This window comes from Lelliottia sp. AC1 (assembly GCF_023278595.1).
Lineage (GTDB): Bacteria > Pseudomonadota > Gammaproteobacteria > Enterobacterales > Enterobacteriaceae > Enterobacter > Enterobacter nimipressuralis.
This window is the reverse complement of the sequence record NZ_CP025699.1, coordinates 2708167-2726577: the sequence shown is the minus strand read 5'-3', so window position 1 is coordinate 2726577 and position 18411 is coordinate 2708167. Positions and strand designations below refer to the sequence as shown.

General features: G+C 55.5%; 23 protein-coding genes. 6 read left to right on the top strand and 17 right to left on the bottom strand.

Translation table 11 applies throughout. The features are described 5' to 3' along the window. Positions 1-89: 89 nt before the first annotated feature. The 3 genes from C0560_RS13040 to dgcQ all read left to right on the top strand — a co-directional run bounded on the left by C0560_RS13040 (position 90) and on the right by dgcQ (position 3080). Entirely contained in the window at positions 90-1001 is a 912-nt protein-coding gene (locus C0560_RS13040) for a DUF808 domain-containing protein (protein WP_100779682.1), read from the top strand. A gap of 78 nt (positions 1002-1079) precedes the next feature. Then, a complete protein-coding gene (locus C0560_RS13035; RefSeq protein WP_100779683.1) occupies positions 1080-1262 on the top strand; it encodes a YodC family protein in 183 nt (60 codons plus the stop codon). Positions 1263-1388: 126 nt separating this feature from the next. Beyond that, complete coding sequence (gene dgcQ, locus C0560_RS13030) at positions 1389-3080, top strand: cellulose biosynthesis regulator diguanylate cyclase DgcQ (protein WP_248858682.1); 1692 nt, start codon at positions 1389-1391, stop codon at positions 3078-3080. Here dgcQ and C0560_RS13025 read toward each other — a convergent pair. Both C0560_RS13025 and yodD read right to left on the bottom strand, forming a co-directional pair. After that, positions 3047-3874 carry a mannosyl-3-phosphoglycerate phosphatase-related protein gene (locus tag C0560_RS13025; RefSeq protein WP_102104032.1) on the bottom strand — a complete coding sequence of 276 codons (828 nt, stop codon included), beginning with the start codon at positions 3872-3874 and terminating at the stop codon, positions 3047-3049. The two genes, dgcQ and C0560_RS13025, sit on opposite strands and share 34 nt — an antisense overlap. 293 nt (positions 3875-4167) lie before the next feature. Next, on the bottom strand, positions 4168-4395 hold the full coding sequence (yodD, locus tag C0560_RS13020) for a YodD family peroxide/acid resistance protein (RefSeq protein WP_100779685.1): 228 nt from the start codon (positions 4393-4395) through the stop codon (positions 4168-4170). Positions 4396-4523: 128 nt separating this feature from the next. On the opposite strand from yodD, the gene dsrB reads away from it, so the two are divergent. Further along, positions 4524-4718: a protein DsrB gene (gene dsrB / locus C0560_RS13015; protein ID WP_181826524.1), complete on the top strand. Its 195-nt coding sequence runs from the start codon at positions 4524-4526 to the stop codon at positions 4716-4718. Positions 4719-4807: 89 nt separating this feature from the next. Here the strand turns inward: dsrB and rcsA are convergent, their stop codons facing one another. From rcsA to fliF, 14 genes are all read right to left on the bottom strand, one after another. After that, the gene (rcsA, locus tag C0560_RS13010; RefSeq protein ID WP_100779687.1) at positions 4808-5431 is read right to left on the bottom strand and encodes a transcriptional regulator RcsA; all 624 of its coding nucleotides are present in this window, start codon (positions 5429-5431) and stop codon (positions 4808-4810) included. Positions 5432-5717: 286 nt separating this feature from the next. Then, a complete protein-coding gene (fliR, locus tag C0560_RS13005; protein ID WP_100779688.1) occupies positions 5718-6512 on the bottom strand; it encodes a flagellar biosynthetic protein FliR in 795 nt (264 codons plus the stop codon). A gap of 8 nt (positions 6513-6520) precedes the next feature. Continuing rightward, complete coding sequence (gene fliQ / locus C0560_RS13000; protein ID WP_039032550.1) at positions 6521-6790, bottom strand: flagellar biosynthesis protein FliQ; 270 nt, start codon at positions 6788-6790, stop codon at positions 6521-6523. Between the two features lie 10 nt (positions 6791-6800). Beyond that, on the bottom strand, positions 6801-7538 hold the full coding sequence (gene fliP, locus C0560_RS12995; RefSeq protein WP_100779689.1) for a flagellar type III secretion system pore protein FliP: 738 nt from the start codon (positions 7536-7538) through the stop codon (positions 6801-6803). Continuing rightward, positions 7538-7912, bottom strand: coding sequence for a flagellar biosynthetic protein FliO (gene fliO / locus C0560_RS12990; RefSeq protein WP_100779690.1), 375 nt, complete (start codon positions 7910-7912; stop codon positions 7538-7540). Before fliO ends, fliP begins: the two co-directional genes overlap by 1 nt. Before the next feature lie 2 nt (positions 7913-7914). Beyond that, entirely contained in the window at positions 7915-8328 is a 414-nt protein-coding gene (gene fliN / locus C0560_RS12985) for a flagellar motor switch protein FliN (protein ID WP_100779691.1), read from the bottom strand. Beyond that, entirely contained in the window at positions 8325-9329 is a 1005-nt protein-coding gene (fliM, locus tag C0560_RS12980) for a flagellar motor switch protein FliM (protein WP_100779692.1), read from the bottom strand. The genes fliN and fliM overlap by 4 nt, the downstream gene beginning before the upstream one ends. Positions 9330-9333: 4 nt before the next feature. Continuing rightward, positions 9334-9801, bottom strand: coding sequence for a flagellar basal body-associated protein FliL (fliL, locus tag C0560_RS12975; protein WP_100779693.1), 468 nt, complete (start codon positions 9799-9801; stop codon positions 9334-9336). Positions 9802-9906: 105 nt separating this feature from the next. Beyond that, a complete protein-coding gene (gene fliK / locus C0560_RS12970) occupies positions 9907-11133 on the bottom strand; it encodes a flagellar hook length control protein FliK (RefSeq protein WP_181826523.1) in 1227 nt (408 codons plus the stop codon). After that, entirely contained in the window at positions 11130-11573 is a 444-nt protein-coding gene (fliJ, locus tag C0560_RS12965; RefSeq protein ID WP_100779695.1) for a flagellar export protein FliJ, read from the bottom strand. Before fliJ ends, fliK begins: the two co-directional genes overlap by 4 nt. A 21-nt stretch (positions 11574-11594) precedes the next feature. After that, positions 11595-12965 carry a flagellar protein export ATPase FliI gene (gene fliI, locus C0560_RS12960; RefSeq protein ID WP_100779696.1) on the bottom strand — a complete coding sequence of 457 codons (1371 nt, stop codon included), beginning with the start codon at positions 12963-12965 and terminating at the stop codon, positions 11595-11597. Beyond that, positions 12965-13672: a flagellar assembly protein FliH gene (gene fliH, locus C0560_RS12955; protein ID WP_100779697.1), complete on the bottom strand. Its 708-nt coding sequence runs from the start codon at positions 13670-13672 to the stop codon at positions 12965-12967. Before fliH ends, fliI begins: the two co-directional genes overlap by 1 nt. Beyond that, complete coding sequence (gene fliG / locus C0560_RS12950) at positions 13665-14660, bottom strand: flagellar motor switch protein FliG (RefSeq protein ID WP_100779698.1); 996 nt, start codon at positions 14658-14660, stop codon at positions 13665-13667. The genes fliH and fliG overlap by 8 nt, the downstream gene beginning before the upstream one ends. Next, positions 14653-16335 carry a flagellar basal-body MS-ring/collar protein FliF gene (gene fliF / locus C0560_RS12945; RefSeq protein WP_100779699.1) on the bottom strand — a complete coding sequence of 561 codons (1683 nt, stop codon included), beginning with the start codon at positions 16333-16335 and terminating at the stop codon, positions 14653-14655. Before fliF ends, fliG begins: the two co-directional genes overlap by 8 nt. Positions 16336-16563: 228 nt before the next feature. Between fliF and fliE the strand changes: the two genes are divergently transcribed. Then, complete coding sequence (gene fliE, locus C0560_RS12940; RefSeq protein WP_100779700.1) at positions 16564-16878, top strand: flagellar hook-basal body complex protein FliE; 315 nt, start codon at positions 16564-16566, stop codon at positions 16876-16878. 279 nt (positions 16879-17157) lie between these two features. On the opposite strand, the gene C0560_RS12935 is transcribed toward fliE, so the two are convergent. Further along, the gene (locus tag C0560_RS12935; RefSeq protein ID WP_248858680.1) at positions 17158-17745 is read right to left on the bottom strand and encodes a DapH/DapD/GlmU-related protein; all 588 of its coding nucleotides are present in this window, start codon (positions 17743-17745) and stop codon (positions 17158-17160) included. A 210-nt stretch (positions 17746-17955) separates the two neighbouring features. On the opposite strand from C0560_RS12935, the gene yedD reads away from it, so the two are divergent. Next, positions 17956-18369, top strand: coding sequence for a lipoprotein YedD (yedD, locus tag C0560_RS12930; RefSeq protein ID WP_123427523.1), 414 nt, complete (start codon positions 17956-17958; stop codon positions 18367-18369). Positions 18370-18411: the final 42 nt, after the last annotated feature.

Sequence of the window (18411 nt, the reverse complement as noted above, 5' to 3'; positions counted from 1 at the left end):
ATTATTTGTTGACTTGAGCTACCTGTTTCAGGGTTTCGCTTTTTGCTCCATACTATTCACTTAATTATCAAAATAAGAAGGATCAGATTTTGGCAGGAAGTAGCTTATTAACATTGCTTGATGATATTGCCACCTTACTGGATGACATTTCAGTGATGGGAAAACTGGCCGCGAAGAAAACGGCCGGGGTGCTGGGGGATGATTTATCCCTTAACGCGCAGCAGGTGACGGGCGTGCGCGCCAACCGCGAGCTGCCGGTGGTGTGGAGCGTGGCGAAAGGGTCCTTTATCAATAAAGTGATTCTGGTGCCGCTGGCTCTGCTGATCAGCGCCTTTATCCCCTGGGCCATTACGCCGCTGCTGATGATTGGCGGGGCGTTCCTCTGTTACGAAGGCGTCGAGAAAGTGCTGCACTCCTTCGGTTCCCATAAAGACGCAGAGACCCCGCAGGCGCGCCAGCAGCGCCTGGAAGCGCTCGCGGCGAAGGACCCGCAGGCTTTCGAGCGCGATAAGGTGAAAGGGGCCATTCGCACGGACTTTATCCTCTCGGCTGAAATCGTGGCGATCACCCTTGGGATCGTGTCGGAATCGCCGCTGCTTAACCAGGTGCTGGTTCTCTCCGGTATCGCGATTCTGGTCACCGTGGGCGTGTATGGCCTGGTGGGTGTGATCGTGAAACTGGACGACATGGGCTATTGGCTGGAGCAAAAATCCAACGCGCTGGCAAAAGCGGTGGGTAAAGGTCTGCTGGTACTGGCGCCATGGCTGATGAAATCACTCACCATTATCGGCACCCTGGCGATGTTCCTTGTCGGCGGTGGGATTGTGGTACACGGTATTCCACCGCTGCATCACGCGATTGAACATTTCTCCGCTGAATACGGAGCGGTGGTGGCAGCGATAGCACCGATGATCGCTAACCTGGTGATTGGCTTCATTATTGGCGCCATCGTGATTGCCGCCGTGAAGGGTATCGAAAAGCTGCGCGGGGTTTCGCACTAATTGTTCCCTGCGTCACTATGCAAAAATGCCATTCCTCGTCTAGATTGAAACAGTTTCACCCTGATACAGGAGGCGGGTATGGTCTTTGTGGTCAGTGATGAAGTTAAGTCAAAAAAGGGTGGTCCACCAATGATTGTCACCGGCTATTCCAGCGGTATGGTGGAGTGCCGGTGGTACGACGGGTACGGCATCAAGCGGGAAGCGTTTCGTGAAGACGAGCTTCTGCCAGGTGACGAACGACAGCGTCGCGACACGGCTTAATCACGCAACGCCCGGCATGTCCGGGCGTTTTTGTTGACTATCGTCCTGCGCAGTGCTTGTCTTAAGATATCGAACCGCGGCGTTGGGTTATAAGCGGATGATGCAAGATTTCAGCAGGGAGTGTCTGTGCAGCGCGATGTCTATAAAGCAAAAAAGCAATTTCTGGAACGGTTACGCCATCATCCGGGAAAAATTGTTAATCTCTGTTTTTTGGTTGTCCTCATTTTTTCTACAATCCTGACCTGGCGCGAAGTGGTGGTGCTTGAAGAGGCGTACATCTCAAGCCAGCAAAACCATCTGGAAAATGTCGCCAACTCCCTCGACCGACAGCTTCAGTTCAGCATTGATAAACTGCTCTTTTTTCGTCACAGCATGGGCGATGCGCTGCAAACGCTGCTCGGCTTTCGCGTGTTGCACGATGCGGTAACCAGCTTCAACCGCCTGCGCACCGACCCCTTCTGGCAGCTGGATGTCGACCAGCAGCGCACCTTACCCATTAGCGGCGTCTCAGACGCGACGGTGGCGCGTACCACCTTATTGGCGCGGGATAATCAGCGCATCGGCAACGAACTCTCCGCCGCGCTGGAGGTGGGGTATTTACTGCGTCTCGCCACCTCGACCACCGGTAAAGAGCGGCGCGTCTCGTACGTCTCGCGGGCGGGTTTTTTCCTCTCAACAGATCCCTCACCGCTCAATCACACCCTGATCTCGCGTTATTACGAGCTGGTGACGCGCCCGTGGTTTACCGAGCAGACCGAGCGGCAAAACCGCGCGCGCGGCGTGCGCTGGTTTATGGCACCGGTATCCGGGGCGCAGGAAGAGCGGGTGATCACCGCCAGCCTGCCGGTCTATCTGGACCACTACTGGTACGGCGTGCTGGCGATGGATTTCACCCTCCCGACCATGAAGCAACTGCTGACGGAAGCCGTCGATAAGCGCACGGACGGGGAGTATCAGCTTTACGACAGCCGCCTCAACCTGATCACCACCTCCGAGCCGCCGGACGGCCTGGTGAATCAGTTTGACGAGCGCGAGCGGGCGCAAATTGCTCACGCCATCGAAGGCGACACGGAAGGGGGAATTCGACTGAATTCGCGCTATGTCAGCTGGGAGCGCCTCGATCATTTCGATGGCGTGGTGCTGCGGGTTCACACCCTGCAAGAGGGCGTTAACGGTGAGTTTGGTAGCATCAGCATTGCGCTGGCCCTGCTGTGGGCGCTCTTTACGGCGATGCTGCTGATTTCCTGGTTGGTGATCCGCCGGATGGTCAGCAACATGTACCGGATGCAACATTCCCTGCAGTGGCAGGCGTGGCACGACCCGCTGACGCGCCTGAACAATCGCGGCGCCTTGTTCGAACGGGCGAAGGTGCTGGCCGAAGAGTGCCGCCAGCAGAAATTGCCGTTCTCCGTGATTCAGATCGATCTGGACCATTTCAAAAGCATTAACGACAGATTCGGCCACCAGGCGGGCGATAAAGTGTTGTGCCACGCAGCCGGGCTGATCGCCAGCGCGTTACGCACCAGCGACGTGGTCGGGCGTGTCGGTGGCGAAGAGTTTTGCGTGGTGTTGCCAGGGGCCACGACGCAGGAGGCGGCAAATGTCGCCGAGCGTATTCGCGCCTGTATCAATCGCAAAGAGATTCTGGTGATGATGAGTACCACCACGCGGATCAGCGCCTCGCTCGGGGTGAGCAGTACGGAGGAGAACGGTAATTTCGACTTCCCGCAGCTGCAATCCATTGCTGATATGCGCCTCTACCTGGCGAAGCAGCAGGGGAGAAATCAGGTGATGTGGCGCGATGCGGATAAGAAATGATCGAGTCCCTCACTCCAGCCTTCCGGTCCCGGTTGGGTGGTGTGATAGACCCGCTCAGGAATGTCATCCTGTAGCTGAATGCCGAAACGGTTAATGCCTTTTACCACCACGGCGTAATCGACGTTGTCGAGCAGGGGGGCGTCATTCGGGCCATCGCCCAGCCCGATGGTGGTGGGAACAAATCCCTCGCGTTTGCGATACTCGTCTATAAGCCAGTTCACCGCCTGATCTTTACCGCCGCGCGCGTCCAGAATGTGCCAGAACCGTGCTCCCTGCACGAACTTCAGGCCGAGCTGGACCAGTTCGGCTTCAAACTGCGTCATACGCTCATCGCTGTCGCGCCAGATAAGGGTAATCGAGGCTTCATGCAGTCGTGCCAGCGCTGAACGCTCGCGGTTAAGGCCGGTCCATTCCCCGATGACCCGTTCATCGACATCATCGAAAGTCGTGAATTTATACCCGGTGCGCTCCCGTATCGGATCAATCAGACGGCGAATCTCAGTGTGCGGTGTCCCGTTAATCAGGCGCGGCGCGTCGGGGTGATCGTCCCAGCGTACGTCGAGCTGAATAACCGCGCCGTTTTCGGCGATAAAGGGCAACCCTTCCAGCCCCAAATCCTGCTGAATTTCGAGCGTTTCGGCGGCCGTTTTGCTGCTGCATAAAATGACCGGGATCTGATGATCCTGCAATTTATTCAGCCAGGACGTGGCGGGGCGCCAGTCATAGGTATGAATATCCAGCAGCGTACCGTCGAGGTCGGTAAAAATCAGCAGCGTCTCCTTAAGTAGGGACATAGCATCTCCTGAAAGGTGTTGTGCCTGAGATTAATCCTAAAACAAATTTTGCATAAGCAGTCCCGATTCCGGAACCGATCCCGCCGACCCGCATGGGGCAAGGGCCGCGATTCATAATCAAAACTGACAGTTACCGTAAATAGCATTTATGAAAGGAATATATCCTTGTCATGCAATTTTATTGGGGATAAGGTAAATCCCACATCAGATTTCCTGGTGTAACGAATTTACAAGTGCTTCTTGCATAAGCAAGTTTGATCCCGGTCATCCCCATGACCGGGATTTTTTTCGCCTCACCGATTCACTTCGCTGACACTGAAATCATGAATGTCTAATTCGAACGCCTCGGCCAGCTCACGGTAGGTGTGATAATCCCGTCCGTCGATGCTTACGCGCGTAGGATCATCTTCCGCACGCTTCACTTCGCTCTCACTGATTTCGTTAATCGCGGCCAGCAGGGCATCGACATCGACGTTCACCTCACGTTTCGCCGTGTCGCTGTACTCTTTCGCGGTCTTCATTCTTCATACCTCATTTCGCCGTTCCCAGCGTTAAGTATAGACTGCCCACAAAAGCGCCATTCACTCTTGCAACCGCTGCCAGTTGCTGCGTTTTGTTCTACACTGGCTCAAAACCACAGGAGGATTTTATGAAGGTCAACGATCGGGTCACCGTCAAGACGGACGGCGGACCGCGCCGCCCAGGCGTAGTACTGGCAGTGGAACAGTTCAACGAAGGCATCATGTATCTGGTGTCGCTGGAAGATTACCCGCTCGGCATCTGGTTCTTTAACGAGATTGGCCACTCTGACGGGATCTTTGTGGAAAAAGCAGAATCTGAGTAAGACGGTGTCGGGTGAGGAGAACTCGCCCGGCCCAAAAACGAAAAATCTCTGGCCAGGCCAGAGATTGATATGTGTGAAGAGTGAAATTATCAGCGCATATTGACAAAAATACCGTTAGTCACATTATCTGTCAGACGAACAACATGATAGATGACCTGTTTATTATGCGTTTTTATTTTCCTTTTAATATTACCCTTATGTGACGATACCGTTTTTGCTTTGATATTCATCTGGTCAGAGATTTGAATTGTGCCTTGTCCCGCCATCCACATTCTCAGCATACTCGATTCAGTACGGCTTAATGATAACGTGGGTAAGTTAAACTCAGCTACACTCTTTGTCTCTTTATTCAAATAATCACCCAAAATGTCATCCAGCGACTCGGGCTTAATTGATTTAGAACTGATTAATAGGTTTTTACGCACTAGCAAATATTCATCGAAATGGATATTTGCAATGGCCATAAAAACAATAAACAGGGTTTTAGGATGTTGATTAATGATCTGCTTAATGTGCTGACTGTTGGCTGGATCGTGAATGAAACAGTCCTCATTAATAAACACCACGCCAGGCTTGTAAGTATCACAAGCGGCTGCAAGTTCGCCAACATCATGAACATCGTTGATGTCTCGCTTTTTAACCCCTCTGCTGGTCAGATACCCGGTTAGCCCTAGCCGGGTGTAACTGCATAAATCCATAATGATCGTTGACATGGCATACCCTCACTCAATGCGTAACGATAATTCACCATCTGCCTGAGAGCTCATAAACAGCCATACGGGATGGAATAAAAGGTATAAACCTGTGAGCAATACAAAGACTTTCAGGCGAACTCACTATCCCGTAAAGTTACGTATAATTTGCCAGGAATCATCTTAAAGTAAAGTAAATGTTGAGTAATGTGAAGGGCATAAAAACAAATAAACCGCACCAGATATATCCTGGTAGATGTTTTTCATGTTTTATTTTAAGAATATCCTTAGAGAGACAATATAAACATCAAGGATTAATATTCTTGGGTAGCTCGTGAACAATATCGGCCAGAAGGTTAAACAGTTCGCCAAATAAATGTTCACAGAAGGGGGCGATAAGTGGCATTAACAAGCCCATCAATATCAGGCCGACGGTTAAGGTGATCGGGAAGCCAATGACAAATACCGACAGCTGCGGCGCCATACGGTTCAGTAACCCGAGCGCGAGGTTAACGGTCAGGAGAAGCGTAATGACCGGCAGCGCCAGCATCAGTCCGTTGAGAAAAATCAGCCCGGCTGCACGGACCAGCGCCATAAACGCATTGCTGTTCACCGGGTTTCCGCCGATCGGCAGCGTGTGGAAGGTATCCACCAGCATCGAAATCAGCCACAGGTGGCCATTGAAGGTTAAGAACAGCAGCAGCGCCAGCATATCGATGATACGCGCCAGCACCGGCATGTTGAGGTGGCTACCCGGGTCAATGAACGTGGCGAAGGACAGGCCCATCTGCAGGCCGATCAGCTCACCGGCGGTACGGATGGCCGCAAACGCCAGCTGCATGGTAAAGCCAATCGCCACGCCAATCAGCACCTGCTGCAGCGCAAGCCAGACGGCCTGCGGGGAGAAAATCGCGACGTTGACCGGCGGGAGATTAGGGGCAATCACAAAGGTAATCAGCATCCCCAGACCAATTTTGACGCGCTTGGGGATCGATTTTTCGCTCAGCACAGGGGCGGTCATGATCAGCGCCATCACGCGCAGCAGCGGCCAGAAATAGAGTCCGAGCCACTGTATAAACTGGTCGCTGGTGAAATGTAGCATTCAGCCGATCAGCCGATGATGTACGGCAGGTTGGTAAACAGGTTGCGCATGTAGTCGAGCAACAGGTTTAACATCCACGGCCCGGCGATGATAATCGCCACGAAAACCGCGATGATTTTCGGAATGAAGGAGAGCGTCATTTCGTTAATCTGCGTCGCGGCCTGCAAAATACTGATGACCAGACCGGTGACCAGCGCCACCAGCAGCAGAGGGGCGGCCACGGAAATGGCGACTTTCATCGCTTCCGTGCCCATCATCATGACCGATTCGGGTGTCATTCGGCTTGCCTCAACTGTAGAAACTCTGCGCCAGCGATCCGACCAGCAGTTGCCAGCCGTCGACCAGCACAAAGAGCATGATCTTAAAGGGCAGGGCAATGGTGGCGGGGGGCACCATCATCATCCCGAGCGCCATCAGCACGCTGGCGATCACCAGGTCGATAATCAGGAACGGGATAAAAATGGTGAAGCCAATCTGGAACGCGGTTTTCAGCTCGCTGGTCACGTAAGCCGGCAGCAGAATGCGCATCGGCACCGCTTCAGGTCCCTGAATCGGGCCGGTGTTCGCCAGGCGAGCAAACAACGCTAAATCCGCTTCACGGGTCTGGCGCAGCATAAATTCTCGCAGCGGCTGAGCGCCTTTTTCGAGCGCCACCTGCATGGAAATTTTGTCTTCACTGAACGGCTGATAGGCGTCGGCGTATATCTTGTCGATCACCGGCGACATAATAAAAAAGGTCAGAAACAGGGCTAATCCGAGCAGCACCTGGTTCGGCGGCGCAGAGGGCGTACCCAGCGCATTTCGCAGCAAACCAAACACGATAATGATACGGGTGAAGCTGGTCATCATCAGGAGAACGGCCGGGATAAAGGTTAGGGCGGTGATAAACACCAGCGTCTGAACCGGCAGGGACCAGCTTTGACCACCACCAGCAATGGGGGTCGAAATCAGACCGGGTAATTGGGCATAGACCGCGGGAGTAAACAGGGCGATGCCTGCCAGCGTAAGGGACAACAAACGGCGCATCAGGATCTCCCGGAACGCTTAAGCAAACTCTTCATAACGGACTGAAAATCCGCTGGACTCTCTGCGTTCTCTGGCACCGTTTCCGGCGCAGGAGGCAGTTTATGCAGCACAGTAATTTGTGATGCCGTCACGCCCAATACCAGGCGCGCATCTTCTACTTCAACGATCACCACGCGCTCGCGCGGGCCGAGCGACGTACTGGCGCTCACTTTAAGACCGCGCGCGTGGGCGGTTTTACCCGCCAGGCCAAAACGTTTAGCCAGCCACGCGACGATCAAAATAAAGGCAATAATACCGAACAGCGCGCCGCTCACCTGGAGCAGCGGCGAGCCGGGAACCGCAGAGGGCTGTGATACCGTTGCCTCAGTTTTCATGCTTAACGGCTCAGACGACGCATACGTTCGGATGGGGTGATGATGTCGGTGATACGCACGCCGTATTTATCGGCTACCACCACCACTTCGCCCTGTGCAATCAGATAGCCGTTGATCAGAATATCCAGCGGCTCACCGGCTAGCCCTTCCAGCGCCACCACGGAACCCTGCGTCAGGCGCAGCAGCTCTTTGATGGTCATACGGCTACGGCCCAGCTCCACGGTCAGCTTGACCGGGATATCCATAATCAGATCGATATCCTGCAGCGTACCGCTGACGTCGCCGCCGCCTATCTGCTGAAAGACCGCGTCCGCCGCGCTTTTGCTCGGGGTTGCCTGTTGCTCGTTTAACGCATCAGCCCACAGATCGTCCAGTGCTCCGCTGTTTTCATCGGACGGATTGTTTATGTCACTCATTTGGGCTGTTCCTCATTCAGCGAATTCAATATCGGATTGATCAAGTGCTCAACGCGTAGCGCGTATTGACCGTTAACGGTGCCGTACTGACTGGTCAATACCGGTACGCCATCCACATGGGCAATTATGCGGTCGGGTTTTTCTATCGGCAGAACATCGCCGGGTTGTAATTTCAGGATCTGGGACAGGCGCAGCGGGATATCCGCAAAGCTCGCCACCAGTTCAAGCTGTGAGTGCTGAACCTGACGCACCAGATTCTCGCGCCAGTTCTGATCTTCATTGCGCGAGTTTTCCAGCGGTGGGTTTACCAGCACTTCACGCAGAGGTTCAATCATGCTGAAGGGCAGACAAATATTAAATTCGCCGGTCAGGTTGCCGATTTCGACGTGGAACGGCGTATTGACGACGATATCGTTCGGCGACGTGGTGATGTTGGTGAATTTGACCTGCATCTCCGAACGCACATACTCCACTTCCAGCGGGTTAATCGCTTTCCATGCGTCGCTGTAGGATTCCAGCGCCAGCTTCAGCATGCGGTTAATGACACGCTGCTCGGTATGGGTAAATTCGCGCCCTTCGACCTTCGTCGGGAAACGACCGTCACCACCAAACAGGTTATCCACCGCGATAAAGACCAGGCTCGGTGAAAACACGAACAGCCCGGTGCCACGCAGTGGTTTCAGGTGAATAAGGTTAAGGTTGGTTGGCACCGGCAGGTTGCGGGCAAACTCATGATACGGCTGAATGCGAATCGCCCCGACGGTGATGTCTGGGCTACGACGCAACAGGTTAAACAGCCCCATACGGAACTGACGCGCAAAACGTTCGTTGATGATCTCCAGCGCCTGCAGGCGCTCGCGCACCACGCGACGCTGGGTATTCGGGTCATAGGGGCGAATATCAGGTTCGCCGCCCAGTCCCGGTAGTGGTTCATCGCTCTTATCGCTGTCGCCATTGAGCAGCGCATCGATTTCCGCTTGAGAAAGAATACTATCGCCCATGTCTTTACCGCAGGATAAATGCTGTGTACAGAACGTCAGTGACTTCCTGCTTAGGTTGACCTGCTACCAGTGGCGCTGCCAGCGTTTGTTTGATGGCCTCGACCAGCTTTTGCTTCCCGTCATCGGTGGCAAGCCCGGAGGCGTCCTGACGAGAGAAAAGCAGTAACAGGCGGCTGCGCACTTCTGGCAGGTATTCGCTCAGACGGGTGCGAGTTGCGTCATCTTTCAGGCGCAGGGTAATGCCGACGTACAGCACGCGATCCGCATCACCGAGGTTAACGGTGAACGTATCCAGTGCGAAAAAGACCGGGGCCGGAGGCGGCGGGGGTTCAGCAACGGCAGCGGCTGACGGCGCCTGCTGTGAACGCCAGTAACTATAGCCAGCGGTCGCACAAGCGGCGAGCGTAATTAACACCAGCAGCGGGACCCAGATGGAGCGCTTGCTTTTTTTGGTGATAGCGGAGTCAGTCATCTGATTCGAGCATCCTGTTTCGGTACAGCTAATACAGTGATTATCCCGTGTCCTGCTTTGGTCAAAGCGTGGAAAAGACGGGGATAATCACGTTACCTCTGGCGTTTAGGCAAAGATGTCTACGGCGCCATTTCCACGTGCTGCGGACTGCAGTGCAGCAGGCGTGACCAGCAATTCATCGTTGTCGTCGTTAAATCCACCCTGCTGACCAGAGCGCGAAGCCTGCTGTTGCTGCTGGGAAGAGGACTGCTGCTGACCGGCAAAGCTCTCACTGCTGATGTTGCTTTGCGACAGCTGAATGCCGTTCTCCGCCAGCTGCGTGCGCAGCATAGGCAGCGCTGCTTCCAGCGCCGCACGCACGTTGCTGTGGGCAGAAACCATCTGCAACTGTGCCTGGTTATCTTCAAGTTTAAGCGAAATTTGCACTTGTCCCAGATCTTCTGGATGCAGGCGCAGTTCAGCGCTTTGCTGACCCTGTTTCGTGAACAGCGTGACGTGCTGACTAACGGCCTGCTGCCATTCGTGTGTCCCCAGCGGCTGGCTGATAACCGGCGCGGGAGCGGCGGCTGCGGCAGGCGGGGCGGTAATACTGCTGGCGAGAATTGGCGCAAGCGTGGAGGTTGGCGCCGTCGCCGAACCGGCACTCGCGACGTCCTGCTTCGCGGCAGAGGCTGCGGCTGCTGGTGTTAACGGCTGCGCGCTGGCTGGAAGAGGGTTACTGTCCGCATCGGCGCTGTTTGCCTGAGTTTTACCGCGAAGCGAAAAATCAGCGACATCCATCAGTGAACTGCGTCCTGAAGCAGGCTGTGTCGCCGTCGGCTGCGTTGCCACTGTATGGGTCTCAACGGCCTGGGCAACGGCCGCCGTCGCCGTTTGCTGATGCGGTAACATCGCCATCAGCGCGCTCAGCCCGGCCAGCTCTTCGTCGTTCAGATCTGTTTTGAGGTCATCTTTTTGCGCGTTCGCGTTCGCCGTCAGCGCTTTCAGCGCATCGCCGTGAGTGGCAGGAATTAACCCGGACACCAGCGTTTGCAGAGGAGCGTCCTGCGCCGTGTCATCGGCCACGAGCTGATCCTGACGTGCCAGCAGAGTGGCGAGTTTCGTCTGGAGAGCGCTATCGCCGTCCTTGAGGATCGCCTCTTTCGACAGCTTGCTGGTGGCGGCTTTCAGGGACGCGAGCGTAATGGGCGCGTCTTTGCCCTGGCCTGCGGTGTCGCTTAACGCACCCGCCAGCAGGGAGAGAAAATCTTGCGCGCCTTCTGCGCCTTTTCCAGTCTGCGTACCGCCGGACAGGTCAGTGTCGGTCATCAGCAGTTGTTGCAGTGTGATCATTCCGGTTTCCTCGTTGATGCGCGCTGGGCAAACTCATCCATTTTTTTCTGATCAAGGCGGTTCTCGGCAAGCAGAGTGGCGGCGGTTTGTCGGTCCTGTAACGTAGTCCAGGCCTGCAGCCGCTGCTTTTTCTCTCGCCAGAAATTCAGTGCCTTATCGACTTTCTGGTCCCACTGGGACAACTGCTGGCGATGCTGCTCGATCGCCTTTTCCAGCGTCTGAATAAACTGCTGATAGTTAATCCAGCGCTGGCTGCCAATGCCCTGTGTCATATCGGTATTGAGGTTGGTGCGATATTCGTGCTGATAGTCGATTAACATCGTCAACTGTTCTTCAGCCTGCTGATATCCGCGTCGCATTGCGCCAAGCTGCAGTGCGGCATCATCAACTTCTTTTTCAGCCAGATCTTTTAGCGTAGCTAATGCGCTGTTTTGCGCCATGATCTTCGCCCTCCACCTGTGTTACACCTGCGGGAATATCAGTTCCAGAGCCTGGATTGAGTCTTCCCAGTCGGCGCGTTCAAAAATACCTTGTTGCAAGAACGCTTCCAGTTGCGGCCAAAGCGTAATCGCCTTGTCCAGCATCGGGTCGCTGCCTTTGGCATATGCCCCCACGCTCACCAGATCGCGGTTGCGCTGGAAGCTTGAGAGCAGTTGTTTAAAGTTACGCACGCGGGCGTAATGTTTTTCGCTGATCAGCGCGGTCATCGCACGGCTGATCGACGCTTCAATATCAATCGCCGGATAGTGGCCTGCTTCGGCCAGACGACGCGAGAGCACGATGTGACCGTCGAGGATCGCACGCGCCGAATCGGCAATCGGGTCCTGCTGGTCGTCGCCTTCGGTCAGAACCGTGTAAAACGCCGTCACCGAGCCGCCGCCGCTAATGCCGTTACCCGCGCGTTCAACCAGCGCAGGCAGTTTGGCAAACACCGAAGGCGGATAGCCTTTGGTCGCCGGTGGTTCGCCGATCGCCAGCGCGATCTCACGCTGCGCCATCGCATAGCGGGTGAGGGAGTCCATAATCAGCAGCACGTGCTGGCCGCGATCGCGGAAATCCTCGGCAATACGGGTGGCGTACGCCGCGCCCTGCATACGCAGCAGCGGAGAGACATCTGCCGGTGCGGCGATGACCACGGAACGTGCGCGGCCTTCAGCACCGAGAATGTTCTCGATAAAATCTTTTACTTCGCGGCCACGCTCGCCAATCAGCCCGACGACAATCACGTCGGCCTGGGTGTAACGCGCCATCATGCCGAGCAGCACCGATTTACCGACGCCGGAACCGGCGAACAGGCCCATACGCTGGCCGCGACCAACCGTGAGCAGGGCGTTGATCGGGCGCACGCCCGTATCCAGCACGTGTTCAATGGCGGTACGTTGCAGCGGGTTAAACGGCTGGGTGATCAGCGCACCGGTTTCGGTGGTATCCGGAGCGGGCAGGCCGTCGAGCGGTTTACCTGCGCCATCGAGGACACGGCCTAACAGCGCCGGACCGAGCGGCAATTGCTTACCGCTGTGCAGCCCGTCGCCGGCATTATTTTTCGCATACACGCGCGCGCCGGGCAGAATGCCTTCCACCTCTTCCAGCGGCATCAAAAACAGTCGCTGGCCGTTAAAACCGACGACTTCACTTTCCACTTCGCGCGTTTCATTGGCGTCCTGACGTTCAATCACGCAGGTCGCGCCGAGAGGCAACTGCAAGCCGGTGGCTTCCAGAACCAGCCCGGTTGCGCGGGTCAGACGCCCGTAACGACGAACCGATGGCAGTTGCGCCATCTTCGTTTCAAAATTGTCGAGCGTGTTGAGCCAGCGCGTAAGACGGGCGGTCATCAGACAACTCCCGGTGCAGCCAGGCGGCACAGTTCCTGCCAGCGCGTGGCGACGCTGGCATCCAGATCGCCTTCGTCGGCAGAGACTTTACAGCCACCGTGATGTAACGACGGATCGCCGCGCAGACGCCAGCCGTGCAGGCTCAGCGTCGCGCCCAGCATCTCTTCGACCCGCTGGAGATCGTCAGGGTGTACGCGCAGCTGAGGTTTACCGCTGAACAGCGGCTCCTGCTGGAGCAGACCCTGGATCTGTTTTATCAGCGCCGAGTTATCCACCACCGGCGTATGACCAATCACCTGACGTGCCGCTTCCAGCGCCATCTGCATCAGGCGCGAGGCGATCACGCTATCCAGCGCGTCGAGGGTATTCTGAAATTCGCTCACCAGCTGCTGCATCCGCGCATGGATCGGCGCCTGCTGCTGGCGAGACTGCTCAAGACCTTGCTCCAGGCCCTGCGCTTTGCCTTCTTCATAGCCCTGCTGGTGGCCCTGATGGCGACCTTCGCTCAGACCGGCGTTATAGCCTTGCTCATGCGCCTGCATTTGCAGCTGCGCCAGCATCTGCGCACGCTGCTCTTCTTCGCTCAGCTCTGGCGCCTCTTCGTCTGGCTCTTCCGTGAGGGAAGGGGCCAGCGCGGGCATAAACTCCGTCATCGGAGGGGCCAGATCGTCAGGAGTCCAGCGCTTCCACGGCAGCTCCTTAGACATACGCATCGTCTCCGCTGCCAATCACCATCTCGCCGGTTTCGGCCAGACGACGAACGATAAGCAGGATCGCTTTCTGCTCGTTTTCCACCTGAGACAGACGAACCGGGCCACGGTTGGCAAGGTCGTCGCGCAGGATATCCGCCGCACGCTGGGACATGTTGCGCAGGAATTTCTCGCGCAGCGGCTGCTCGGCACCTTTGAGGGCGATAAGCAGGGATTCGGAATCCACTTCCTGGAGCAGGCGCTGAACGCTGCGATCGTCGACCTCGACCAGGTTTTCGAACAGGAACATTTCGTCGATAATTTTCTGTGCCAGCTCGCCGTCAAATTCGCGAACGGCGGTAATAACGGCTTCTTCCTGCTGGGTTTTCATCAGGTTGATGATTTCCGCTGCAGTTCTTACGCCGCCCATTTTGCTGCGCTTGAGGTTCTGGCCGTCGAGCAGGCTGTTCAGCACTTCGGTCAGTTCCGCCAGCGCGGCCGGCTGGACACCCCCGAAGGTGGCGATACGCAGCATCACGTCGTGACGCAGACGCTCGTCGAACAGGGCGAGAATATCTGCCGCCTGACCCCGTTTGAGGTGGACCAGAATGGTGGCGATAATCTGCGGGTGCTCGTCGCGAATCAGGTCGGCGGCGCTCTGCGGTTCCATAAAGTTGAGCGTTTCGATGCCGCTGGCGGTATCGCGCGTCTCGAGAATGTCTTCCAGCAGGCTGGCAGCTCGCTCCTCGCCCAGGGCTTTGACCAGGACGGAACGCAGGTAGTCGTTGGCGTTGACGTTGAGGGCAGCAAACTGTTCTGCTTCCTGCTCAAACTCCGCCAGCACTTCCGTCAGCTGCTTGTTAGAGATCTGACGCACGTTCGCCATCGCCGCACTGAGCAACTGCACTTCACGCTGGGAGAGGTGTTTGAACACCTCAGCCGCACGGTCTTCACCGATGGTCATCAGCAGGATGACGCTTTTATCTTTACCGCTTAGATTACTCATCTTCGTTACCCATCCACTGGCGAATCACCAGCGCGACGACGCGTGGATCGTTATCGGACATTTCGCGAATACGCTGGCTCATGACCTCAGCGCCCATGCGCTGGTTGGCACGGCGTTGCTGCATCTGCTCGTCTTTGCTCAGGCGAACTTCAACGGCATCTTCCGTTTCCTGACGCGAATTCATGCTTTCTTGTGCGGCTTTCAGCTGCTCTGCGCGACGGTTGAGCTGTGGACGAATACCTTTACGCCACAGCAGCCACGCCACAATCAGTACCAGTAACCAGCGGCCTGCAGACATCAGCTGATCGATAAACGACTGCTGTTGCCAGAACGGCAGCTCGCCACCCGTTTCGTCGGTCGCCGTGAACGGAGAGTTCACTACGTTCAGGGTGTCACCGCGTTTCTCGGAGTAGCCCATGGCTTCGCGGGTCAGGTCTTCGATCTGCTTCATCTGATCGGTGGTCAGCGGCAGCGGTTTCCCGTCCGGCAGGGTTTTGTAGTTCACCACCACGGCAACGGAGAGACGCTGTACATCGCCAACATTCATTTTGGTGTGGCGAATGGTACGGTCGACTTCGTAGTTGGTGGTCTCGTTACGGCTGGAGTTACGTGGACCCGTGCTGGCCGCCGTCGAGGTGGTCTGCTGTGCATTATTCTGCTGACCGTTCTGCTGATTCGCCGGAGGCGTCGAAATTGGCGCCGCGTTAGCCGGGGCAGGGGTATTCGAGAGCGCACCTGGTACGCCGCCCGGATTCTGGCCGCCGATCTGCTCGGTGGTGTTCAACTGACGGGAACGCATGACCGCCTGAGCCGCATCGCCGTTCGGGCTGTACTGCTCTTCCGTCTGCTCTTTATTGGCAAAATCGATCTGTGCAGTAACCTGCGCGTGGACGTTGCCGGTGCCAACGATAGGGCCGAGGATCGCTTCGATACGGCGCTGGACGCGGCCTTCCACGTCGGTTGCATACTTCAGCTGGGCGTCGTTCAGGTCACGGCTGCTGGTATTGGACTGGGTCAGCAGATGGCCACCCTGATCGACCACGGTCACGTTACCCGGCGGCAGACCAGCTACGGCGCTGGAGACCAGATGGGTAATGGCGCTGATCTGCCCTTCGTCCAGCGCACGGCCGGGTTCGAGAGTGGCGGTTACCGAGGCGGTCGGCGATTTTTGCTCGCGCACGAAGAGGGACGGTTTTGGCATCGCCAGGTGTACACGGGCCGTTTTGACCGGGCCGAGCGTTTCGATGGTGCGGGCCAGCTCACCTTCCAGCGCACGCTGGTAGTTGATCTGCTCGCTAAACTGGCTGATACCGAACTTTTCCTGATCCAGCAGTTCGAAACCGACGGCGCCACCTTTCGGCAGACCTTGCTGGGCCAGACGTAAACGCAGTTCGTGGACTTTGTCCGCAGGAACTTCCAGCGCACCCCCATTATCGGCGAAGCGATAAGGGATGTTCATCTGGGTCAGTTGGGTGACGATAGCCCCGCCGTCCTGATCGGACAGGTTACTATAAAGGGTGCGATAGTCCGGGCTTTTCGCCCACAGGACCATCGCCACGAGAATCGCAATAGCGGCAGCGCCTGCCACGATCAACGGGATTTTAGGGTTCGCGCGCAGGCGGTTCATCCACTCGAGCGATTTATTTTGCGGTGCTGCCGATGCTGTCGCAGTCATAGCGCACCTCGTGGCTCGTTGTGGATAACGTTATTCGTGTAGTGAAACAAAACTGACTCCCGGGTCGGCAAACACGACAAAAGGTCCATATTGATGGCCCTGCCATTATTTGATGATTCGGGATTTTCTATTCGTCAAATAACCTGGTTTTTTAACGCTATTTACCGCCATTATCTCATTGACAAGGTGCTAGTCTTGACCCCGTAAAAAACCATCCAGGGGAGAGTCATGGCAATACAAGGCATTGAAGGGGTGATCAGCCAGTTGCAGGCAACGGCGATGACAGCCCGTAATCAGGACGTTACGGACACACAATCGACGGTCAGCTTTGCAGGACAGCTGCACGCCGCTCTCGATCGCATCAGCGACACGCAAAACGCGGCACGCGCGCAGGCAGAGAAGTTCTCCCTCGGCGAACCCGGTGTGGCGCTGAACGACGTGATGACCGATTTGCAAAAATCATCGGTCTCTTTGCAGATGGGTATTCAGGTGCGTAATAAGCTGGTTTCGGCTTATCAGGAAATGATGTCCATGCAGGTTTAGGTTTTTAGCCTGTTAAGTACGTCTTCTTAATTTCATCAGATCCAAATGTGAGGCATGGGCGGGGTAAATATGTTTATCTTCCCATGCCAGAAAGAAGAGAGTGCAATAATGCACACCCTGGTAACGTCCAATAACCGCATTCATTTTATCTACTGGTGATATTTCACCTGTCGGTAGCAAACTTGTGGATATTGTCAGTTAATCACATATAGCCCTTTGGGCGGTTGCATCGCAGTGCTGAGCCTGTAAAGCAGCTAATCAACCTGCCGAGAGAAACCCTTAAGTCTTTTCTCTAAGTTTCGCTTCGAGTTCAAGCAGTGTCATTTTTCGTTTTTTCAGACGTCTGGCGGGTGATCCAAAATAGACTGACCATGCCTCCGCATTTTTAGAGACCAGTGAATTTGCACCCACTGCGCAACCCTCGCCGAGCGTAACCCCAGGCAAAATAATACTTTGCGAACCAACAATGGCATGTTTACCGATCTCAACGGGCGCGCGTATGACACCGGTAAACTCCTGCGGGACAGTGGGGTTGGTCATCACGGAGCCATCATAATTGTCGCTGGTGGTGTAGATTTTAACGCCCTGGGATAGCCCACTAAAGTCCTGCAACGTTACCCCTGCGCTCGCGAAAATCGCGCTGTAACCTCCGATATGCACCCAGGAACCGATGTGTAAAAAGCCGGGGTCGGCGGCGATAATGGTGCTGAAACCGTCGATGCGAACATTATCGCCAATGGAGATATTTTCTAATCTAATGAGGGTGCAGTTTTTTGCGATGAGGACGTTTTTTCCTACAGAGCCGATGCCGAAGTCCTTAAGTTCATTCTCATTGTAGTAGCCAGGATCGAAGGGATTTTGGCGCAAGATGAAGTTCTCCAGTGGGTATTCGGTGGCAGGTAAAAATTGTCAGTCTGAGCATAACCGCTTAGGGAATCAAACAATCGCATGAGCAGGTGGGTGGGTTCATCGCTGATTGCGCATTTACTTATGTGACACGACTTCAGTGAGCAGAAAGTCTGGCGACATCATGCCTTTAATGCCACAATCTTTTTTTCTTCGCAGGCAGGAAAGATGATGAAAAAAATGATTATGGCTGGCGCGTTGCTGGCATTAACGGGATGTGTGCAGGTCGATAATTATCAGGACGTGATTAAGCATCCTGTTCCCTCAGATCTGGCGGGCTACTGGCAGACCAAAGGGCCGCAGAGCAAAATGGTGAGTCCTGAAGCGATCGCCACGCTGGTAGTGACAGAGCAGGGCGATACCCTGGATTGCCGACAGTGGCAGCGCGTGATTGCGGTGCCGGGTAAAATCATGCTGCGTTCAGATGATTATTACAACGTCACCAGCAAGCTGGATATCTATCCACTCGAACGCGATGGCAACACGCTGGAATACGATGGAATGGAGTTGCAGCGCGTCGATCGTCCAACGGTGGAGTGCGCAGATTACCTGACCAAAAATCCGCTTGAGAGCCAGGTGAAGTGAGTGTTTGCCGGGTAAGCGAGAGCGCCACCCGGCAAACCATCC

Bases quoted from the DNA above. Each gene is read 5' to 3' on its own strand.
- fliJ (WP_100779695.1), bottom strand. From the start codon at position 11,573: ATGGCGCAAAACAGCGCATTAGCTACGCTAAAAGATCTGGCTGAAAAA.
- fliR (WP_100779688.1), bottom strand. From the start codon at position 6,512: ATGCTACATTTCACCAGCGACCAGTTTATACAGTGGCTCGGACTCTAT.
- rcsA (WP_100779687.1), bottom strand. From the start codon at position 5,431: ATGTCAACGATCATTATGGATTTATGCAGTTACACCCGGCTAGGGCTA.
- fliH (WP_100779697.1), bottom strand. From the start codon at position 13,672: ATGTCTAAGGAGCTGCCGTGGAAGCGCTGGACTCCTGACGATCTGGCC.
- fliE (WP_100779700.1), top strand. From the start codon at position 16,564: ATGGCAATACAAGGCATTGAAGGGGTGATCAGCCAGTTGCAGGCAACG.
- fliL (WP_100779693.1), bottom strand. From the start codon at position 9,801: ATGACTGACTCCGCTATCACCAAAAAAAGCAAGCGCTCCATCTGGGTC.
- fliF (WP_100779699.1), bottom strand. From the start codon at position 16,335: ATGACTGCGACAGCATCGGCAGCACCGCAAAATAAATCGCTCGAGTGG.
- fliG (WP_100779698.1), bottom strand. From the start codon at position 14,660: ATGAGTAATCTAAGCGGTAAAGATAAAAGCGTCATCCTGCTGATGACC.
- fliM (WP_100779692.1), bottom strand. From the start codon at position 9,329: ATGGGCGATAGTATTCTTTCTCAAGCGGAAATCGATGCGCTGCTCAAT.
- fliO (WP_100779690.1), bottom strand. From the start codon at position 7,912: ATGAAAACTGAGGCAACGGTATCACAGCCCTCTGCGGTTCCCGGCTCG.
- fliQ (WP_039032550.1), bottom strand. From the start codon at position 6,790: ATGACACCCGAATCGGTCATGATGATGGGCACGGAAGCGATGAAAGTC.
- C0560_RS13035 (WP_100779683.1), top strand. From the start codon at position 1,080: ATGGTCTTTGTGGTCAGTGATGAAGTTAAGTCAAAAAAGGGTGGTCCA.
- fliI (WP_100779696.1), bottom strand. From the start codon at position 12,965: ATGACCGCCCGTCTTACGCGCTGGCTCAACACGCTCGACAATTTTGAA.
- fliK (WP_181826523.1), bottom strand. From the start codon at position 11,133: ATGATCACACTGCAACAACTGCTGATGACCGACACTGACCTGTCCGGC.
- dsrB (WP_181826524.1), top strand. From the start codon at position 4,524: ATGAAGGTCAACGATCGGGTCACCGTCAAGACGGACGGCGGACCGCGC.
- yodD (WP_100779685.1), bottom strand. From the start codon at position 4,395: ATGAAGACCGCGAAAGAGTACAGCGACACGGCGAAACGTGAGGTGAAC.
- C0560_RS13025 (WP_102104032.1), bottom strand. From the start codon at position 3,874: ATGTCCCTACTTAAGGAGACGCTGCTGATTTTTACCGACCTCGACGGT.
- fliN (WP_100779691.1), bottom strand. From the start codon at position 8,328: ATGAGTGACATAAACAATCCGTCCGATGAAAACAGCGGAGCACTGGAC.
- fliP (WP_100779689.1), bottom strand. From the start codon at position 7,538: ATGCGCCGTTTGTTGTCCCTTACGCTGGCAGGCATCGCCCTGTTTACT.
- yedD (WP_123427523.1), top strand. From the start codon at position 17,956: ATGAAAAAAATGATTATGGCTGGCGCGTTGCTGGCATTAACGGGATGT.